This is a genomic window from Nocardia sp. NPDC004260, assembly GCF_053603155.1.
Genome location: NZ_JBSGEZ010000022.1, coordinates 84966 through 100351, shown reverse-complemented (window position 1 = coordinate 100351; position 15386 = coordinate 84966). Strand labels below are relative to the sequence as shown.

Annotated in this window: 10 protein-coding genes and 1 pseudogene; 4 read left to right on the top strand and 7 right to left on the bottom strand. The window is 66.1% G+C overall.

The features are described 5' to 3' along the window. Positions 1-373: 373 nt before the first annotated feature. The 3 genes from ACWEO7_RS15650 (at position 374) to ACWEO7_RS15640 (ending at position 3696) form a co-directional block, all read left to right on the top strand. A complete protein-coding gene (locus tag ACWEO7_RS15650; RefSeq protein WP_452423916.1) occupies positions 374-1513 on the top strand; it encodes a glutathione-independent formaldehyde dehydrogenase in 1140 nt (379 codons plus the stop codon). Positions 1514-1594: 81 nt separating this feature from the next. Then, a complete protein-coding gene (locus ACWEO7_RS15645; protein WP_450017217.1) occupies positions 1595-2008 on the top strand; it encodes a GlcG/HbpS family heme-binding protein in 414 nt (137 codons plus the stop codon). Between the two features lie 392 nt (positions 2009-2400). Continuing rightward, entirely contained in the window at positions 2401-3696 is a 1296-nt protein-coding gene (locus ACWEO7_RS15640; protein WP_452423915.1) for a DUF2254 domain-containing protein, read from the top strand. Positions 3697-3909: 213 nt separating this feature from the next. On the opposite strand, the gene ACWEO7_RS15635 is transcribed toward ACWEO7_RS15640, so the two are convergent. From ACWEO7_RS15635 to ACWEO7_RS15610, 6 genes and pseudogenes are all read right to left on the bottom strand, one after another. After that, positions 3910-5061 carry an MAB_1171c family putative transporter gene (locus ACWEO7_RS15635; protein WP_452423913.1) on the bottom strand — a complete coding sequence of 384 codons (1152 nt, stop codon included), beginning with the start codon at positions 5059-5061 and terminating at the stop codon, positions 3910-3912. Between the two features lies 1 nt (position 5062). Next, complete coding sequence (locus tag ACWEO7_RS15630; protein ID WP_355076685.1) at positions 5063-5575, bottom strand: zinc metalloprotease; 513 nt, start codon at positions 5573-5575, stop codon at positions 5063-5065. Between the two features lie 185 nt (positions 5576-5760). Continuing rightward, positions 5761-9038, bottom strand: a pseudogene (locus ACWEO7_RS15625) (protein kinase domain-containing protein). 117 nt (positions 9039-9155) lie between these two features. Then, positions 9156-9563, bottom strand: a complete 408-nt coding sequence (locus tag ACWEO7_RS15620; RefSeq protein ID WP_452423911.1) for a Zn-ribbon domain-containing OB-fold protein — start codon at positions 9561-9563, stop codon at positions 9156-9158. A gap of 178 nt (positions 9564-9741) precedes the next feature. Continuing rightward, a complete protein-coding gene (locus ACWEO7_RS15615) occupies positions 9742-10209 on the bottom strand; it encodes a hypothetical protein (RefSeq protein WP_450017205.1) in 468 nt (155 codons plus the stop codon). 124 nt (positions 10210-10333) lie between these two features. Then, positions 10334-11620, bottom strand: coding sequence for a helix-turn-helix domain-containing protein (locus tag ACWEO7_RS15610; protein ID WP_452423909.1), 1287 nt, complete (start codon positions 11618-11620; stop codon positions 10334-10336). Between the two features lie 189 nt (positions 11621-11809). On the opposite strand from ACWEO7_RS15610, the gene ACWEO7_RS15605 reads away from it, so the two are divergent. Then, positions 11810-14632, top strand: coding sequence for an aminotransferase class I/II-fold pyridoxal phosphate-dependent enzyme (locus ACWEO7_RS15605; protein WP_452423908.1), 2823 nt, complete (start codon positions 11810-11812; stop codon positions 14630-14632). On the opposite strand, the gene ACWEO7_RS15600 is transcribed toward ACWEO7_RS15605, so the two are convergent. Beyond that, positions 14591-15334 carry a TetR/AcrR family transcriptional regulator gene (locus tag ACWEO7_RS15600; protein WP_452423906.1) on the bottom strand — a complete coding sequence of 248 codons (744 nt, stop codon included), beginning with the start codon at positions 15332-15334 and terminating at the stop codon, positions 14591-14593. The two genes, ACWEO7_RS15605 and ACWEO7_RS15600, sit on opposite strands and share 42 nt — an antisense overlap. Positions 15335-15386 lie beyond the last annotated feature (52 nt).

Here is a 15386-nt window from a genome sequence, read left to right as displayed (position 1 = left end):
TGAACAACTCCACCATCACCGGATCGACCGCCGAGATCACCGCCACGCGAACACGATACCGACTGCCGCTCAACAACTTACGGGACAACCCTTAGCCCACAAATCAATGAGACCGACCTCAACCCCTAGCTATCGCGGAGCCGAAAGAGGAGACTCCAGGGTGGAGAGAATTCGACGCCTGGAATGCACCCACTGCTTGTTGTCCATGACGCGAAACATGGTGGCGTGCCTCAGTTTTGGTGTGTCCCTTTCCGTTACGTGCGCTGTCGCGTCGGCTACCCCAGCAGAACGGTTCGTTCGGTCGGTCGCTAACACGTAACCGCCTGTGGCCGCCGGGCGTCAACCGGAAACGCCGCATGTCAGGAGTATCGAGATGAAAGCGCTTGTGTACGACGGGCCCCGTGAGGTTCATGTGAAGGATGTGCCCGATGCGAGAATTGAGCAGCCGACCGATGTGCTGGTAAAGATCACCAGCACCAATATTTGCGGCTCGGATCTACACATGTATGAGGGCCGCACCGAGCTGGAACCCGGGATGGTCCTCGGTCACGAGAACCTGGGGATCGTCGCCGAGGTGGGCAATGCGGTGGTAAAGCTCACCGCCGGGGACCGGGTGTGCGTGCCGTTCAACATCGGTTGCGGTTTCTGCCGAAACTGCGAGGAAGGGTTGACCGCGTTCTGCCTGACGGTGCATCCGGATCCGAATATGGCGGGCGCCGCGTATGGTTTCGCCGGGATGGGACCGTTCTGGGGGGGACAGGCCGAGTATTTGCGGGTACCGTTCGGCGACTTCAACTGTCTGCGGCTGCCTGAGGATGCTCAGGACAAAGAAACCGACTATGTGATGCTGGCGGACATTTTCCCGACCGGTTGGCACTGCACCCGTCTGGCCGATATGCGGCCTGGCGATTCGGTGGTGGTCTACGGGGCCGGCCCGGTGGGCTTGATGGCGGCATATTCGGCGATGATCCAGGGCGCGAGGAAGGTGATGATAGTGGACCGGCATCCAGACCGGTTGCGCCTGGCCGAGGAGGTCGGCGTCATACCGATCGACGACTCGAAGGGCGACCCGGTCGAGCAGGTGCTGGAGCAGACCGACGGGCACGGCGCCGACAAGGGTTGTGAGTGCGTCGGTTATCAGGCCCATGACCCGCAGGGACATGAGGATGCGTCGATGACCATGAACCGGCTGGTCGATTCGGTGCGGTTCACCGGGCACATCGGCGTGGTGGGCATCTTCTTGCCGCGAGATCCCAACGGCCCCGACCAGCTGGAGAAGAAGGGCAAGATCGCCTTCGACATAGGCAAGTTCTGGTTCAAGGGTCAAAAGGCCGGAACCGGGCAGGCCAACGTCAAGCACTACAACCGCCAGCTTCGTGACCTGATCCATGAAGGCCGGGCAAAACCGTCGTGGATCGTCTCTCACGAAATCCCGCTTTCTGAGGCCGAGTCCGGCTACCAGCATTTCGATGCCCGCGACGACGGATGGACCAAGGTCGTAATGCATCCGTGAGGCGGCCCGGACCGAGAGGAGCGCAACGATGGCAAATGCACTGCAGGGCAGGCAGTTCGCGAAGACCGGGACAGGTGCGTCATGACAATGAACCAGACCTCGGTGTCCCTCGACGACGCGCAGCGGGTGATTGCCGCCGGACAGGCCAAAGCCGCCGAGATCGAGTCGCCTTCGAATATTGCGGTGGTCGATGCCGGCGGCAACCTCGTAGCCCATGTGCGGATGGATGGCGCATGGATCGCCAGCATCGACATCTCGATCAACAAGGCATTCACCGCCCGAGCGCTGGACATCTCGACCGAGGACCTCGCGGCCGACGCGCGTCCGGGCGAGCAGTTCTACGGGATACATACGTCCAACGGTGGGCGCATCATGATCTTCGCCGGCGGTGTGCCGTTGCGGCACAACGGCCAGGTCGTCGGGGCGGTCGGCGTCAGCGGCGGCACCGGAGCGCAGGACAAGGCTGTCGCCGAGGCAGCCGCAACGGCGATGTGAGCAGTGAACTACGTCGACAGGGCGCCATCGCGGATAGCCCCGGGAGCAGTGCAAACACTCGCCGATAACGCCGTAGGGGTCGCCGTGACAGTCCGATCGCGCGGCGCTGGCGTGACCCGCCGTGTTCACCCCGCACGCCGTGCCCACCTGCTGAATCAGCGCCGCCCTGGGCCAGGTGCAGCCCGGAGATGTCGTCGCGGTCTGGGGCTACTGCGGCGTCGAGCAGGTCGCCGCACGATCGGCAGCGCGGCTCGGCGGAGAGGGTGATCGCCATCGGACATATCCCCCAGCGGCTCGCCCACCGGTCTTCCGGTACCTGACAAAGCGGGCCCGCTGCCCGCCGGGGTGGCGCACCGCGAGTTTCGGCCACGGCCGGAGGAGAAAGGCGTTTGATGGTGTGCCTGCGGTTCCGTCATCGGCTACGGTCCAGCCTGTGGATCACGCCGCTGCTATGCGTGCTGGCCTCGATCGGGCTGTCGTTCGTGACCGTGGCGATCGATCGGCAGTTCGGCGATCGGCTGATCCCGGTGACGATCACGGGCTCGGCGGACGCGGTGTCCAACATCCTCAGCACCATCGCCGCCGCGATGGTCACCCTGACCACGCTCGTGCTCACGGTGACGACGGTGGCCGTCCAGCTCGCGATGGGCCAGTTCTCACCGCGCATCGTGCGGGCGTTGCTCCAGGACCGCAGCAGCCAGCTGGCCTACGGGCTGTTCGCCTCGACGTTCATCTTCGCGATGCTCGCGCTCCGCGAGGTCAACGCCGTGGGCGAGGGTACGGTGCCAGGCCTGACCGTGTCGGTGGCCTACCTGCTGGTGCTGGCCAGCATCGCCGCGTTGTTCCTCTACATCCACCATTCGGGAAACGCGCTGCGCGCCTCGGGCCTGATCGACCTGGTCGGCGATCATCTGCACGAGCAGCTGGACCGCAAGTACCCAGCGAAGGGGCCGCCGCCCGCCCAGCCTGATGTCGTGGTCTCGCCCGAACCGGGGCTCGTTATCGACCTGGATCGTCCCGCGCTGGTCGCAGCAGCGTCCAAGGCCGGCTGCGTGGTGGAGATGGTCCCCCTGATGGGCGACTTCGTACCGGCAGGCGCGCCGCTGTTCCGCGTGCACGGCGACCCTGTCCGTCTCGACCACACCCGCGTCGCACGCCTCGTCGTCCTCGCCGCGGAGCGGACCCACGGCGATGACCCGGCGTACGGCTTCCGCAAGCTGGTCGACATCGCCGAGCGTGGTCTGTCCCAACCGTTCACCGACCCGACCACCGCCGTGATGGTGATCGACCGCCTGCACGACTGCTTGCGGCAGCTCGCCAACCGCGACTTCCCCTCCGGCCGGCACCACGACGCCTGCGGCGAGGTTCGGCTCATCGAGCGCACGCTCAGCTGGGCGGGCTACGTCCGGCTCGCGTTCGACGAGCTCTGCCTCGCCGGAGCCGCCTCCCCCCAGGCATCGCGCCGGCTACGCGCCGCACTGGAAGATCTCCTGACGGTCGCACCACCCGAGCGGCACCCACCGCTCGAGCGGCAGCTGGACGTGCTCGTCGCCGCGGTACACCGCAGTTACGACGACCAGCGCGACCGAAGTGCGGCGCTGGTCGCCGATCAGCAGGGCATCGGTTCGGGCGCCGACCTCACAGTGGAGTCCGAGGCGGCGACCAACCGCGCCGGCGCAGGAACATGATCGACAGGCTCTCGTCGGCGTCTTCCGAGCGGGAGACACGGCGGGCGATGAATGCCCGCAGGTGGCTGGATTCGACGTTGCGGCAATGGGCGACGCGCTCTCCGACCGTATGCGGGCCGCAGGGATGACGTTCGAGGTCCGACGGCGCCGATGAGGAATATCGAGCCGTCGACGGCGGCGGATACACCGATCCGCGACGCTACGGCGACTTCGTCAGGTCGCGGACGTGTGGCCATGCCTTGGCGAGTGCGAGGAGCTGGCGTAGCTCCGCGGTGAGATCCCTTGCCCCGGTTGGATTTGGTGCCGCGGCGTGAGCCGGCTCGCGCTCGGGGCGTGCCCGGCAGCTTTTGTGGCGATGGCCTCGGCGACGCGACGGGCATAGATGTGTGGGTCACCGCCGGTGGCGGCCAGATCGTCGGGGCTGTCGCTGTAGCGCTTGAGATGCAGCAGGCTGTCGCGGATCTCGACCGTCATGCGATGCAGACGGATGGCCGGGTCTGTTCGGCCGTCGAGGTCGCGCCGCGTCTCCATGACGATTTCCGGTACGGCTGCGGTGAGATCGGCCCACATCGGCTGCAGGCGGCGGCGATATCGGCTGGTACGGTCCCATCCGACGCGGGAGACCAAGGCGCTGATCAGCGGCACCGTGACCACGGCGGGAGCGCCGACCGCCGAGAGAAGAAACCCGCACCATGCTTTCCAGTGCATTTCGGGATCGAATGACGGTCGGCCCGCCAGGACACCGACAAGCGAATCGATCGGGTATGCGACCGCGACAATCCCCATGCCCACCCCGGTGCACAGGACCACTGTGTACAGTGCGCGTTCCTGCCAGGTGCTATCGCCCGCGGCGCGCATCTCGCGCACGCTTGCCCGGCTGACGAGCACAGCAGTCGCACCGAGCGGCAGGGAAAACGCGATCCAGATCACGACGGCAGGCCAGCCGAGGGCTTGGTCGATCAACTGGTCGGCGCGTCGGGCGGGCGTCCCCGCGATCAGGATGACAACGGTGATGGTGAGGGTGAGCAGGTAGTAGCGCCGCTGCCTGTGCCACGTGTGGGCGGGGTCTGCGCCTGCCCACAGCTTGGCGATGCCGTAGATATTCGAGACGGCCAGCACGGTTGCTCCCAGCGAGAGCTGCCGGGCGATGTTGACCACGTCGCTGTCGTCCCAGGGCAGCAGCCAGGCCAGTGACTTTTCGAACCATGCCTCCCGCAACAGGTGTTCGAGGACAGCGGCGGCGAGCGCACGATCGACGAGCCGGTCGACGACATTGTCCGGCAACAGCCACCACCGACCGACGAGCGCCAACGCGATACCTGTCAGGACGGGCCAGGTGATCGAACCCGGGATCGGGGAAGTCATCTCACCGATGCCGGTTTCGGAAGAACGTCGAGCGGAACCGGCTCGCCGACCGCTTCGGCAGCATCGCTTCGACGAGCAACAGGTCGGCGAAGGTTTCGGCGGCGCGCTCGCGCTCACTTCCGTAGTCCTGGCGGCGCAGTACGCTGCGGATCGTTTCCAGCGACAGCGAGGGCATCAATTCGCGCAACGGCAGATCGGCCGCGGCACCATCGGTACCGCTCGCGGTTCCTCCGTGGCCGAGCAGCATATGACCGATCTCGTGGGCGATGATGTGATCGGCATGCCATTCGGTGTCGGCTCCGTACATGATCACGTCGTCGCCTGCACGAGCGATCCACAGGCCGCTTCCGGTGCCGCATCCGTTCTCCGAGAGTGCGCCGACATCGATCGGGCACAACGTGATCGGCCGTTCCCGGTACTCTGCCACCCGCGCGATGTACTCCGTTACGTCCCATGGGTGGGGGATCGGTACCAGGCGACCCAGCTCCTCGAATCGCGCGGCGAGATCCTCCATTACGCCTTCCCCTTGTCGATCACGTGACCTATGCCGATACCGCGACGAGCGTAGTCGCCGACCGAGCATCGTCACGGACGCGGCTTGTCGCGCAGGCTTTCTCGCACCGACCGAGACGGATCGGCCGCGAGATCATCGCCCGGTTGGCCTGACAGAGAAATGCGGAGTCGATCGTGACGGCTCGCTCATGTTCCCGCAGGGTTGCGCGAGGCCACTATCCACGCCGCGACCTGTGTTCGCGAGGTGAACCCTAGTTTGGTCAGCACGTGCTCGACATGTCCCTGTGCGGTGCGGGGCGAGATCACCAGGCGCGCGGCGATCTCCCTGTTGGTCAGGCCTTCGGCAACCAATTCGGCGACTTGCCGCTCGCGTTTGGTCAGTTTGCTGCCCAGGGGATTTCGAGCCGCCGGCGAGGCCGGTTCACCCAGGGCGTAGGCGATCGCGGCGTCGAGATCGAGCGCGGCGCCCTCCCGGTGGGCCGCGGCGTAGGCCTGCTGGCTGATGGCTTCCCGAGTTCGGCGCTCGCACTCTTCCTGATAAGCGAGCAGCTCTGGGAATTGGGTCGGCGCGGTACCCACGGACCGGCCGATCTGTTCGGCGGCCGCGAACAAGACGACCGCACGCTCGGCGGCTTCGTGGTCGGCGGCGATCCACGCCAGTGCTTGCAGGCACATGCTGAGGTTCGTGCGGTCATCCACCTTCCTGCTCACCCGCAATGCTCGCACGATGAGTCGAGTCGCCCGCACGGGATCTCCCCGACGCCACAGCGAAACAGCCAGCGCCCACATCGCGTAGGCCTGATATACCGTCCCGCCGTGTTGTTCGATGAGCGCGAGGGAGCGCTCGAAATATTCGATGGCCCGCGCGTTGTCGTCACCCAGTCCGTGTGTGAGACCGAGAAAGGTCAGCGCGTCGACTCGGAAGAGGAGAGGGCCGCCGCGTTCGGTATACACCTGGAGGGCTTTCTCGAGATAGGGGCGGGCGTCGGCAAGGTTTCCGTTGAACAGTGCGAGGAGTCCATCGGCGAAGTCGATGTGTGCGCGGATCAGCGGGTCGGTCGTCCGCTCGGCGAACGCGTGCCCTTCGCTTACCAGATCGGCCACTCCTGAGACGTCGCCCTGTACTGCGGCTATGAGGCAGGTCGCGTATATCGCCGAGGCCTGGTCGACGGTGACTGTGCCGGTGCGGCGGGCCAGCAGGCGCTCCAGCCAGCGACGCTCCTCGGCGAGGGAGCCGTGGGAGAACCGGAAGGGCAACAGAGCGTTGGCGATCCGGATTCCGGCTTCGGGGCTGTCGGACACGCAGAATTCCAGCGCTTGCCGCATGTTCGGCTGCTCCCGGCGCAACCGTCCGACCCACTCGAAGTCCCGAGGACTGATCAAGTCGGCATTCGCGTCGAGCGCCAGCTGTTCGTACCAGTCATGGTGGCGACGGCAGAGTTCGAGGTATTCGCCGGTCCGCTCCCCTTTTTCGCGGCCGTAGTCACGCACCGTGTCCAGCATCCGAAACCGCACCACGCCCGCCGACTCTTCGCGAATGAGGATCGACTTGTCGACGAGGAACGCGACCGTATCCAGGATGTTCTCCGCTGCCAGACCCTCTGCGCAGACGTATTGCGCGGCCTCGAGGTCGAAGCTGCCCGCGAACACCGACAACTGAGCCCACACTCGTTGTTGCACCGGTGTACACAGGTCGTAGCTCCAGTCGATGCACATGCGCAACGTCTGTTGCCGCGGCGGTGCGCTCCTGCTGCCGCGAGTGAGCAAGGCGAACCGATCGGTCAAGCGTCGCAAAATCTGTTCCGGCGACATCACCCGCAACCAGGCCGTCGCCAGCTCGATCGGCAACGGCAAGCCGTCCAGCTGCCGGCAGATCCGGGCGATGGCGCGTTGGTTGTCCTCGGTGAGTTCGAACCCCGGCACGGCCGTGCGGCCCGGTCGCCGAACAATCTCATCGCGTCATTGCGGGCCGGGTTCCTGGGTAGCCGATCCGGATCGGGGACGGCCAGCGGGTGGATCGGCAGAACCGCTTCCCCTGCGAGGCCGATCGGCTCGCGGCTCGTCGCGAGAATCCGCACTCGCGGACACGCGCGAAGCAGCGACTCCGCGAGTTCCGCCACCGCGGCCACCAGTTGCTCGCAATTGTCCAGCACGAGCAGCAGTTCGCGATCGGCGAGGAACTCGGCGAGTACGTCGCGTAACGGCCGCATCGACCGGTCCTGCAAGTTCAGCGCGCCCGCGATGACGCTCGCCAGCAGCGATTCGTCACGGAGCTCACCCAGCTCGACGAACACCACACCGTCGGCGAAATCGCGTTGCGCAGTGGTGGCGACTTGCACCGCGAGCCGCGTCTTGCCCACTCCGCCGATCCCGGTGAGGGTCACCAACCGTGAGGTCGACAACGAGTTCATCGTTTGCGTCAGCTCGGTTCGCCGATCGATGAAGCTGGTCAGTTCCAGCGGAAGCTTCCCCGAACCCGACGAAGCCCCCGTCGCTCGAAGCTGCCGCGACCCCGTCGAAGGAGACTGCCGGCCTGGTGACTCGGCCTCGGGCTCGCCCGCGGGCGGGGTGTGCAACGCCATTTCATCGGCGGGGAAACCGTGACGGGTCTGCGCTTCTCGGAGTTGCTCACCCAGTTCCGCGGCGGAAGGGCGGCTGCTCGGGTCACCGGCCATTGCACGTTCGATGATGGCGCCCACGGCCTCGGGAATGCCGTGCTCGCGCAGGTCCGGTACCGGCTCGGAGGTGATTCTGAGGAACTGGGCCACCAACTGCTCGCCGTCGCGGCGTTCGAAGGCCGCATGGCCGGTGACCGCGGCGAACAAGGTGGCGCCGAGGCCGTAAACGTCCGCGGCCGGGCCTGCCGCCTCGCCGCCGATCACTTCCGGAGCGGTGAAGGCGGGCGTCCCGGTCACGATGCCCGCCCCGGTGACGAACCCGCCTCCGATATGAGCGATGCCGAAATCCACCAGCGTGGGCTCGTCGTAGTCGGTGTAGAGAATGTTTCCGGGCTTGACGTCGCGATGCAGCACCCCGGCGCGATGCGCCGTCTCGAGAGCCCCGGCCATCTTCACCCCCAGCCGCAGCACTTCCTCGAGTCCCAGCGGCCCGCTGCCGCGGATCCGTGCGTCCAGCGAGCCGCGCGGGTAATACGGCATGACGATGTAGGGGCGACCGTCGTCGGTGACGTCGGCGTGCAAGACATGCACGATATTGGGATGTCCCGTCAGCCTGCCCGCGGCCCGCTGCTCGCGTAAGAACCGGGCCCGATTGTCCTCGTCCAGATCGGCGGTGAGGACCTTGACCGCGACCACCCGGTCGAGCGAAGCCTGTCTGCAGCAATACACGGCGCCGAAACCACCCCGGCCGATCTCGGCGGCGTCCTCCAACCCGGCCGCCGCCAGCTCCGCCGCGACCGAACCGGACGCGTGGCGTTGCGTCGCGAAGGGATCGGCATCGGTCATCGGCTACACCGATTCACCCCATCCGAGCACATTGGCAAACCCACCACTGCACACCTCCCGGTGACGTATCCCCAGAATATCGCCGGGATATATCCAGCGGGTCGCGCAGTCGGACTGTCAGGGCAAACGGTTGCTGACCGCGAAGACCGGGAACCTGCCTTCCCGGGGATTGGGCTGGAATTGAACCCGCACCGGCGGGCCCGCGGACGAGGGGATCTCGCCTTCGAGCGATGTGTAGACCCACGGGCCTTCGTCGAGCTCCACGATGGCGATCGTCAGCGGCACCAACCCGCCCTGCCGGTCGGTCGGGGCCCGATCCACTACCCGCCATGACACGATGGAACCCGCACCCGACGATGGCACACTTTCGAGGTCGTCGGATCCGCAGGACGAACACCCGGACGTTATCGGCGCGAGCAACTTCTCGCACCGCGTGCAGCGGTAGATCATCAACATGTCGTCCGCGCGCAGCGCACTGCCACCTCCGACGACGTTCGAAGTGTGCTCGACCTGGTTCGTGTGCATACGAGGCTCCCCGAGGCGGTGCTGGCAAGTTCCGCTCCAGACTGCCCCGCTGAGCCACGTCGAGCGACGGTGAAATTACCCAGGGGTATACCTGTTTTTCGCACGATCGAGTGGCCGGACCGCGCCCGAGTTCCTCGACAACCTCCCCGTCCTCTGCGTGGCGAGTTTGTCGTTCTTGTTACGGGCGTTCGGCCGTTCCTCCGCCGTTGTCGCGGGTTTCGATGGCCTTGACGGTCTTGTCGAGGGCCTGGCGCAGGACGCGTTTGCCCACGGTCCCGACCACGACTTCGAGGACTCGCCCTTTTAGGTTCTTGCCCTCGCGCACGATGACGACATCCACATCGGTCTTCCCGTCCGACCGGCGGTTGAAGGTGTAGGTGTGGCCCGAGTGGCCGCCCCATACGTTCGAGTCGGTGGTCGTCATGACGACACGCTCCGGATTCGACCAGTCGTAGTGCAGGCGTTCCCAGATGCCGCGCGAGCCTTCCGTGACGTCGGCCTCACGGCGGCCCTGGTTGTGCACTTCGAGGTATTCGTCGGCGCTGTTGCCGAACACCTGTGAGCGGCCCGGCCCGAAATCGGTGAGCGCTGCTACGAACTGCTCCGGTGTCGAGCTCGTCGTCTCCTTGAAGTGGATCGTGGACATTGCCTGCTCCTTTGCTTCGGGGTGATGGGTTCGAGCCAGGAGGTGTGCAGGATCTGATCGAGGTCCTCCTTCGGGGTGTTGAGTTTCGGTACATGCAGGCGCAAAGCTCGAAACGACAAGAGCGCTACGCGGGGCCTCGGCGCAAGGCCGCGCCCCCGTACCACTGGCACACCAGCAGCGCCATCTCGACCTCGAGCCGGTCGTCGTCTATCGGTCGACCCCGCCGCGCGATCGCTCGCGTTATCCGGTACTTCACGGAATTGAAGTGCAGGTTCATCTCCGCGGCCGCGGCCTTGTAGCTCGATCCGGTGCGCAGGAAGACCCGCAACGTCTCGCGGAGCCGCTCGTCGTTGTCGTTGTCGGAGGCCAGATCGCCGAGTACCTCGCTCACCCAGTCCCGTGCTTCGGCTATGTCACCACCCAGCAGCGCCGCGGCCGACAGTCCCGGATCCGTCGCGGAGAAGACCATCGGATCGTCCGTGCCGCGGGCGAGCGCGACCGCGCGCGCGGCCTGAGCGTGCCGATGGGACCGCCGGAAGCCCTCGACGCCGGCGCCGGGCGTGCCGATCGCGAAACAGGGAGCGTCGGCCCGGTCGCGTGCGAACCTGCGTACGGCGCCGACCGGGTCGGCGGGAACCGTCCGGTAGGCCAGCCGGGCCCATGCGCTGACCCGATCGACGGCGGCGAACAGCGGGCGCGCCGACGTGTTCGCCGCTTCGGCCAGTTCCTGCACGAACCGCTGTATCCGGGGCAGTTCGTCACCGTCGGTGCTCAGCTCCGAATACCACAGCACCAGCGCGAGGTGATGCCAGCGCAGCGGGTAGCGGATCGACTCGGTCGCCGCGTCTACGTCGACGGCGCTCGTCTCGGTCAGCACTTCGCGGACCTGGAGTGTGCGAATGCTGTTCTGATTCTCCAACCACTGTTCCCGCTCGCCCTGGTAGGCGGCGACGACCTGCCGGGTGATCGAGTCGATGTAGTTGAACAGCGTCGTAGTGATGGTCTGCAGGGCATCGACCCGCTGCTGCGGCGTGATGTCGGCGGCGCGCACCTCCGCGAACACCAGTTCGCTCATCCGTCGCTGCCCCACCCAGTAGGCGCGAATCAGAGCATTGAGCGAAACCTCGTGCTGAGCAAGCCGTTTGGCGTATTCGATCGCCGCCGTCGGCGCCTGGACGCGCGCGACCGGAATATTGTGGCGCAGCGCCTGCAACAGTGTCTCGACATTCGCGTGCACGCTGGCCCCGAGCAGTTCCCGCGAATGCGTGTCCTCGCGCAGTTCGGCTATTTCTTCCTCGAGTTTGCGCCGGATGGCCGTGCCGATTTCCGTCACCCGCTCGTTCATCCGGGCGGCGATCCCTCCGACGTAGTCGCCGAGCTCGACTTCGCTATCGCGACGAAAAGTCGTCACACGATCATTGTAGGTACCTCGCTTCGACGCCACGGAAATATCGCGGGCGGCCCTCGAGCGACAACCGCGGCGAGGAACCTGCCGACGTGCTCTCTTCGCTCGGCTAGGAATTCGATCTACCGCAAGGCACAATTAGGTCTACCGCGTTCGACAGATCACTTCGCCCATCGAGGGGGAGGAACTGACGACATGCACCGAGACGGCGAGCGCCCGAAAGGGCTTTCTGTTTCCGCGCTGGCGGCGGTGGCCAACCCGTCGTACTCGCGAATCGACACCTGGAATCTGCTCGATGACGCGTGCCGTCGGCTCGCCGATGTCAATCAGGCCGGGCTGGACGCCACCCACGAAGCCGCCCGGGTGCGGCGTCTTCTCGATCGACTCGGCACCTATGAGCGGTACTGGCTGTACCCGGGACCGGCGAGATTGGCGGCGTTCCGCGATTATCTCGCCGATCTCGCGACGGCGCGGCTCGCCGACGAAGTGTCGCTGGCCGTGCGCCTGCTCTCCGAGTACGGCGACCGTGCGGCCTTGTTCGACACCTCCGCGCCGCTGGAAGATCAGGAACTCGTGGCGCGGGCCAAAGAGCAGCAGTTCTACACCGTCCTGCTCGGCGACGACTCTCCGTCCGACGCTCCCGCGGGCCTGGCGGAGAGCCTGCGGGCACTGCGCGACCCGTCGGACGATGTGCAGTTCGAACTGCTCGTCGTGGCGAGCATCGAGGACGCCATCACCGCCGTCGCGTTGAACGGCGAGATTCAGGCGGCGATCATCCGGCACGACCTCCCCCTCCGTTCCAGCGACCGCGCGCCGTTGATGACCACGTTGCTCGGCGCCAACGAAGACGTGAACGTGACCGACCGCAACCACGACTGGGTGGAATGCGGTGAGTGGATCAGGAAGCTGCGACCGCATATCGACCTGTATCTGCTCACCGACGAGTCGATCGCCGCGGAGACCGAGGACGAGACGGACGTCTATGATCGCACGTTCTACCGCCTCAACGACGTCACCGACCTGTACAGCACGGTGCTCGCGGGCGTCCGCAGCCGGTTCGCCACACCGTTTTTCGATGCCTTGCGTGCCTACGCGGCCGCGCCGGTGGGCCAATTCCACGCGCTGCCCGTCGCACGTGGCGCCAGCATCTTCAACTCCAAGTCGCTACAGGACATGGGCGAGTTCTACGGCCGCAACATCTTCATGGCCGAGACGTCGTCCACCTCCGGCGGGCTGGACTCACTACTGGATCCACACGGCACGATCAGGGCGGCGATGGACAAAGCCGCCGAGACGTGGTGCGCCGATCAGACGTACTTCGTCACCAATGGCACATCCACCGCGAACAAGATCGTCGTGCAGGCCCTGACCCGGCCGGGCGATATCGTTCTGATCGACCGCAATTGCCACAAGTCGCACCACTACGGCTTGGTGCTCGCCGGAGCGTACCCGCTGTACCTGGACGCCTACCCGCTCGCGCCGTTCGCGATCTACGGAGCCGTGTCCCTGCACACCATCAAGAAAGCGCTGCTGGACCTCGAGGCGGCCGGGCAACTGGACCGGGTGCGGATGCTGCTGCTGACCAACTGCACTTTCGACGGCATCGTCTACAACCCCCAGCGCGTGATGGAGGAGGTTCTGGCGATCAAGCCGGACATCTGCTTCCTGTGGGACGAGGCGTGGTACGCGTTCGCGACCGCCGTGCCGTGGGCGCGACAGCGCACCGCGATGGTTGCCGCCGAGCAACTCCGATCGACGTTGTCCTCGCCCGGGTACGCCGAGGAGTACCGCGAGTGGCGTGCGTCGATGCAGGGAGTCGACCGTGCCGAGTGGAGCGAGCGCAGGCTGCTTCCCGACCCCGAGCGTGCGCGGGTGCGCGTGTACGCGACGCATTCCACCCACAAATCGCTGTCCGCGCTGCGGCAGGCGTCGATGATCCATGTCCGCGACCAGGATTTCAAAGCCCTCGTCCGCGAGACGTTCGCCGAGGCGTTCCTGACCCACACCTCGACCTCGCCGAACCAGCAACTCCTGGCGTCGTTGGACTTGGCGCGCAGGCAGGTCGACATCGAGGGCTTCCAGCTGGTCCGGAACGTCTACGACATGGCGCTCGTGTTCCGCCACCGCGTCCGTAAGGACCGGCTGATCGGGAAGTGGTTCCGCATCCTCGACGAGGACGACCTGGTGCCCGACGAGTTCCGCCCCTCCGAAGTCATCTCCTACCGGCAGGTCAGACAGGGTGGCTTGGCGGAGTGGAACGAGGCGTGGCGATCCGATCAGTTCGTGCTCGACCCGACCCGGGTCACCCTGTTCATCGGCAAGACTGGCATGAACGGATACGACTTCCGCGAGAAGATCCTGATGGACCGGTTCGGCATCCAGATCAACAAGACCTCGATCAACAGTGTGCTGTTGATCTTCACGATCGGCGTCACCTGGTCGAGCGTGCACTACCTGCTCGACGTGCTGCGCCGGGTCGCCACCGACTTCGAGCGAAGCTGGAGCGCGGGTGGCAGGGCCGATCGCGCCCTGCAACAGCGCCGGGTCGACGAGATCACCAAGGATCTGCCCGCGCTGCCCGATTTCAGCGAGTTCGACAGCGCTTTTCGTCCCGATGGCGCCAGCTCGTTCGGCGATATGCGTTCGGCCTTCTACGCCGGGTATGCGGAGTCCGACCGCGAACACGTCCTGCTCGGCGATGCCGGGCGACGGCTCGCCAAGGGGAAGCCCCTGGTGTCGGCTACCTTCGTGGTGCCCTACCCGCCCGGCTTCCCGATACTGGTTCCAGGGCAGGTGGTCTCGACGGAGATCCTTTATTTTCTCGCCGACCTCGACGTCAAAGAAATTCACGGATACAACCCCGACCTCGGGTTGTCGGTCTTCACCGAAACCGCGCTCGCGCGGCTGGCAGCGGCTCGGCACCCGGTTGTCGCGGCATCCGACGGTGTCGGCGCCGGGAAGATCGAGGGTCGGCGATCAGCCGTCGGCGGCAAGGCGGTTCAGCCACTCCCGCAGTAGATCTTGCTCCGCGCTGCTGAGGGTCGTCTGCTCGGGCAGTGCGGCGCGCAAGGCGCGGGCGGCGCCTGCCGGGCCCGCGTCTTGCACCGCCGGTTGCTGGTTGGTGACGGCGGCGACCATCGACTCCCGCAGAGTGGTCAACAGGGCCGGGTTACGCCGCTCCTCGCGCAGCGAGAGCCAGGTGAGCACTGCGCCGCGCGCCGTGGCATGGATGATCTGGGCCGCGAGTTCCTCGTCGACGCGCAGCCAGCCGCCCGCGGCGAGGCGGCGGATTCGGCCCATCAGGATCTCCATGCCTGCCTTGAAGGCAGCCGAGGTGGTACCGACGGGTTCGGTGTACATCAACGTGTACAGCGCGGGGTTGGCCAAACCGAACTCGACCGCCACGTCCCAGCCGGCTCTGAGGTCCTCGATGGGGTCTCGCGGATCGGGGTCGACGTGCTTGGTGGCGAGAAACGCGGCGAAGCCGTGCTCGGCCACCGCGTCGAGCAGCCCATCCTTGTCCCCGAACAGCCGGTAGATGGCCGGCGGCTGCAAGCCCGCCGCATCAGCGACCGCGCGCGTGGTGACCGCGTCGCGACCCCCACGCGTCAGCAGGCCGATGGCGGCCTCGATGACCCGCTGCCGGGTCTGCTCGCGGCCCGTGGCCGTGCCGGACTCGACGGGAGTGGCGTCATCGATGCCGTGTGCGCGCGATGTCATATATCAATGATACCGCTTCCTTGGTTCCATCGTTAGTATCAGTGATACTGTT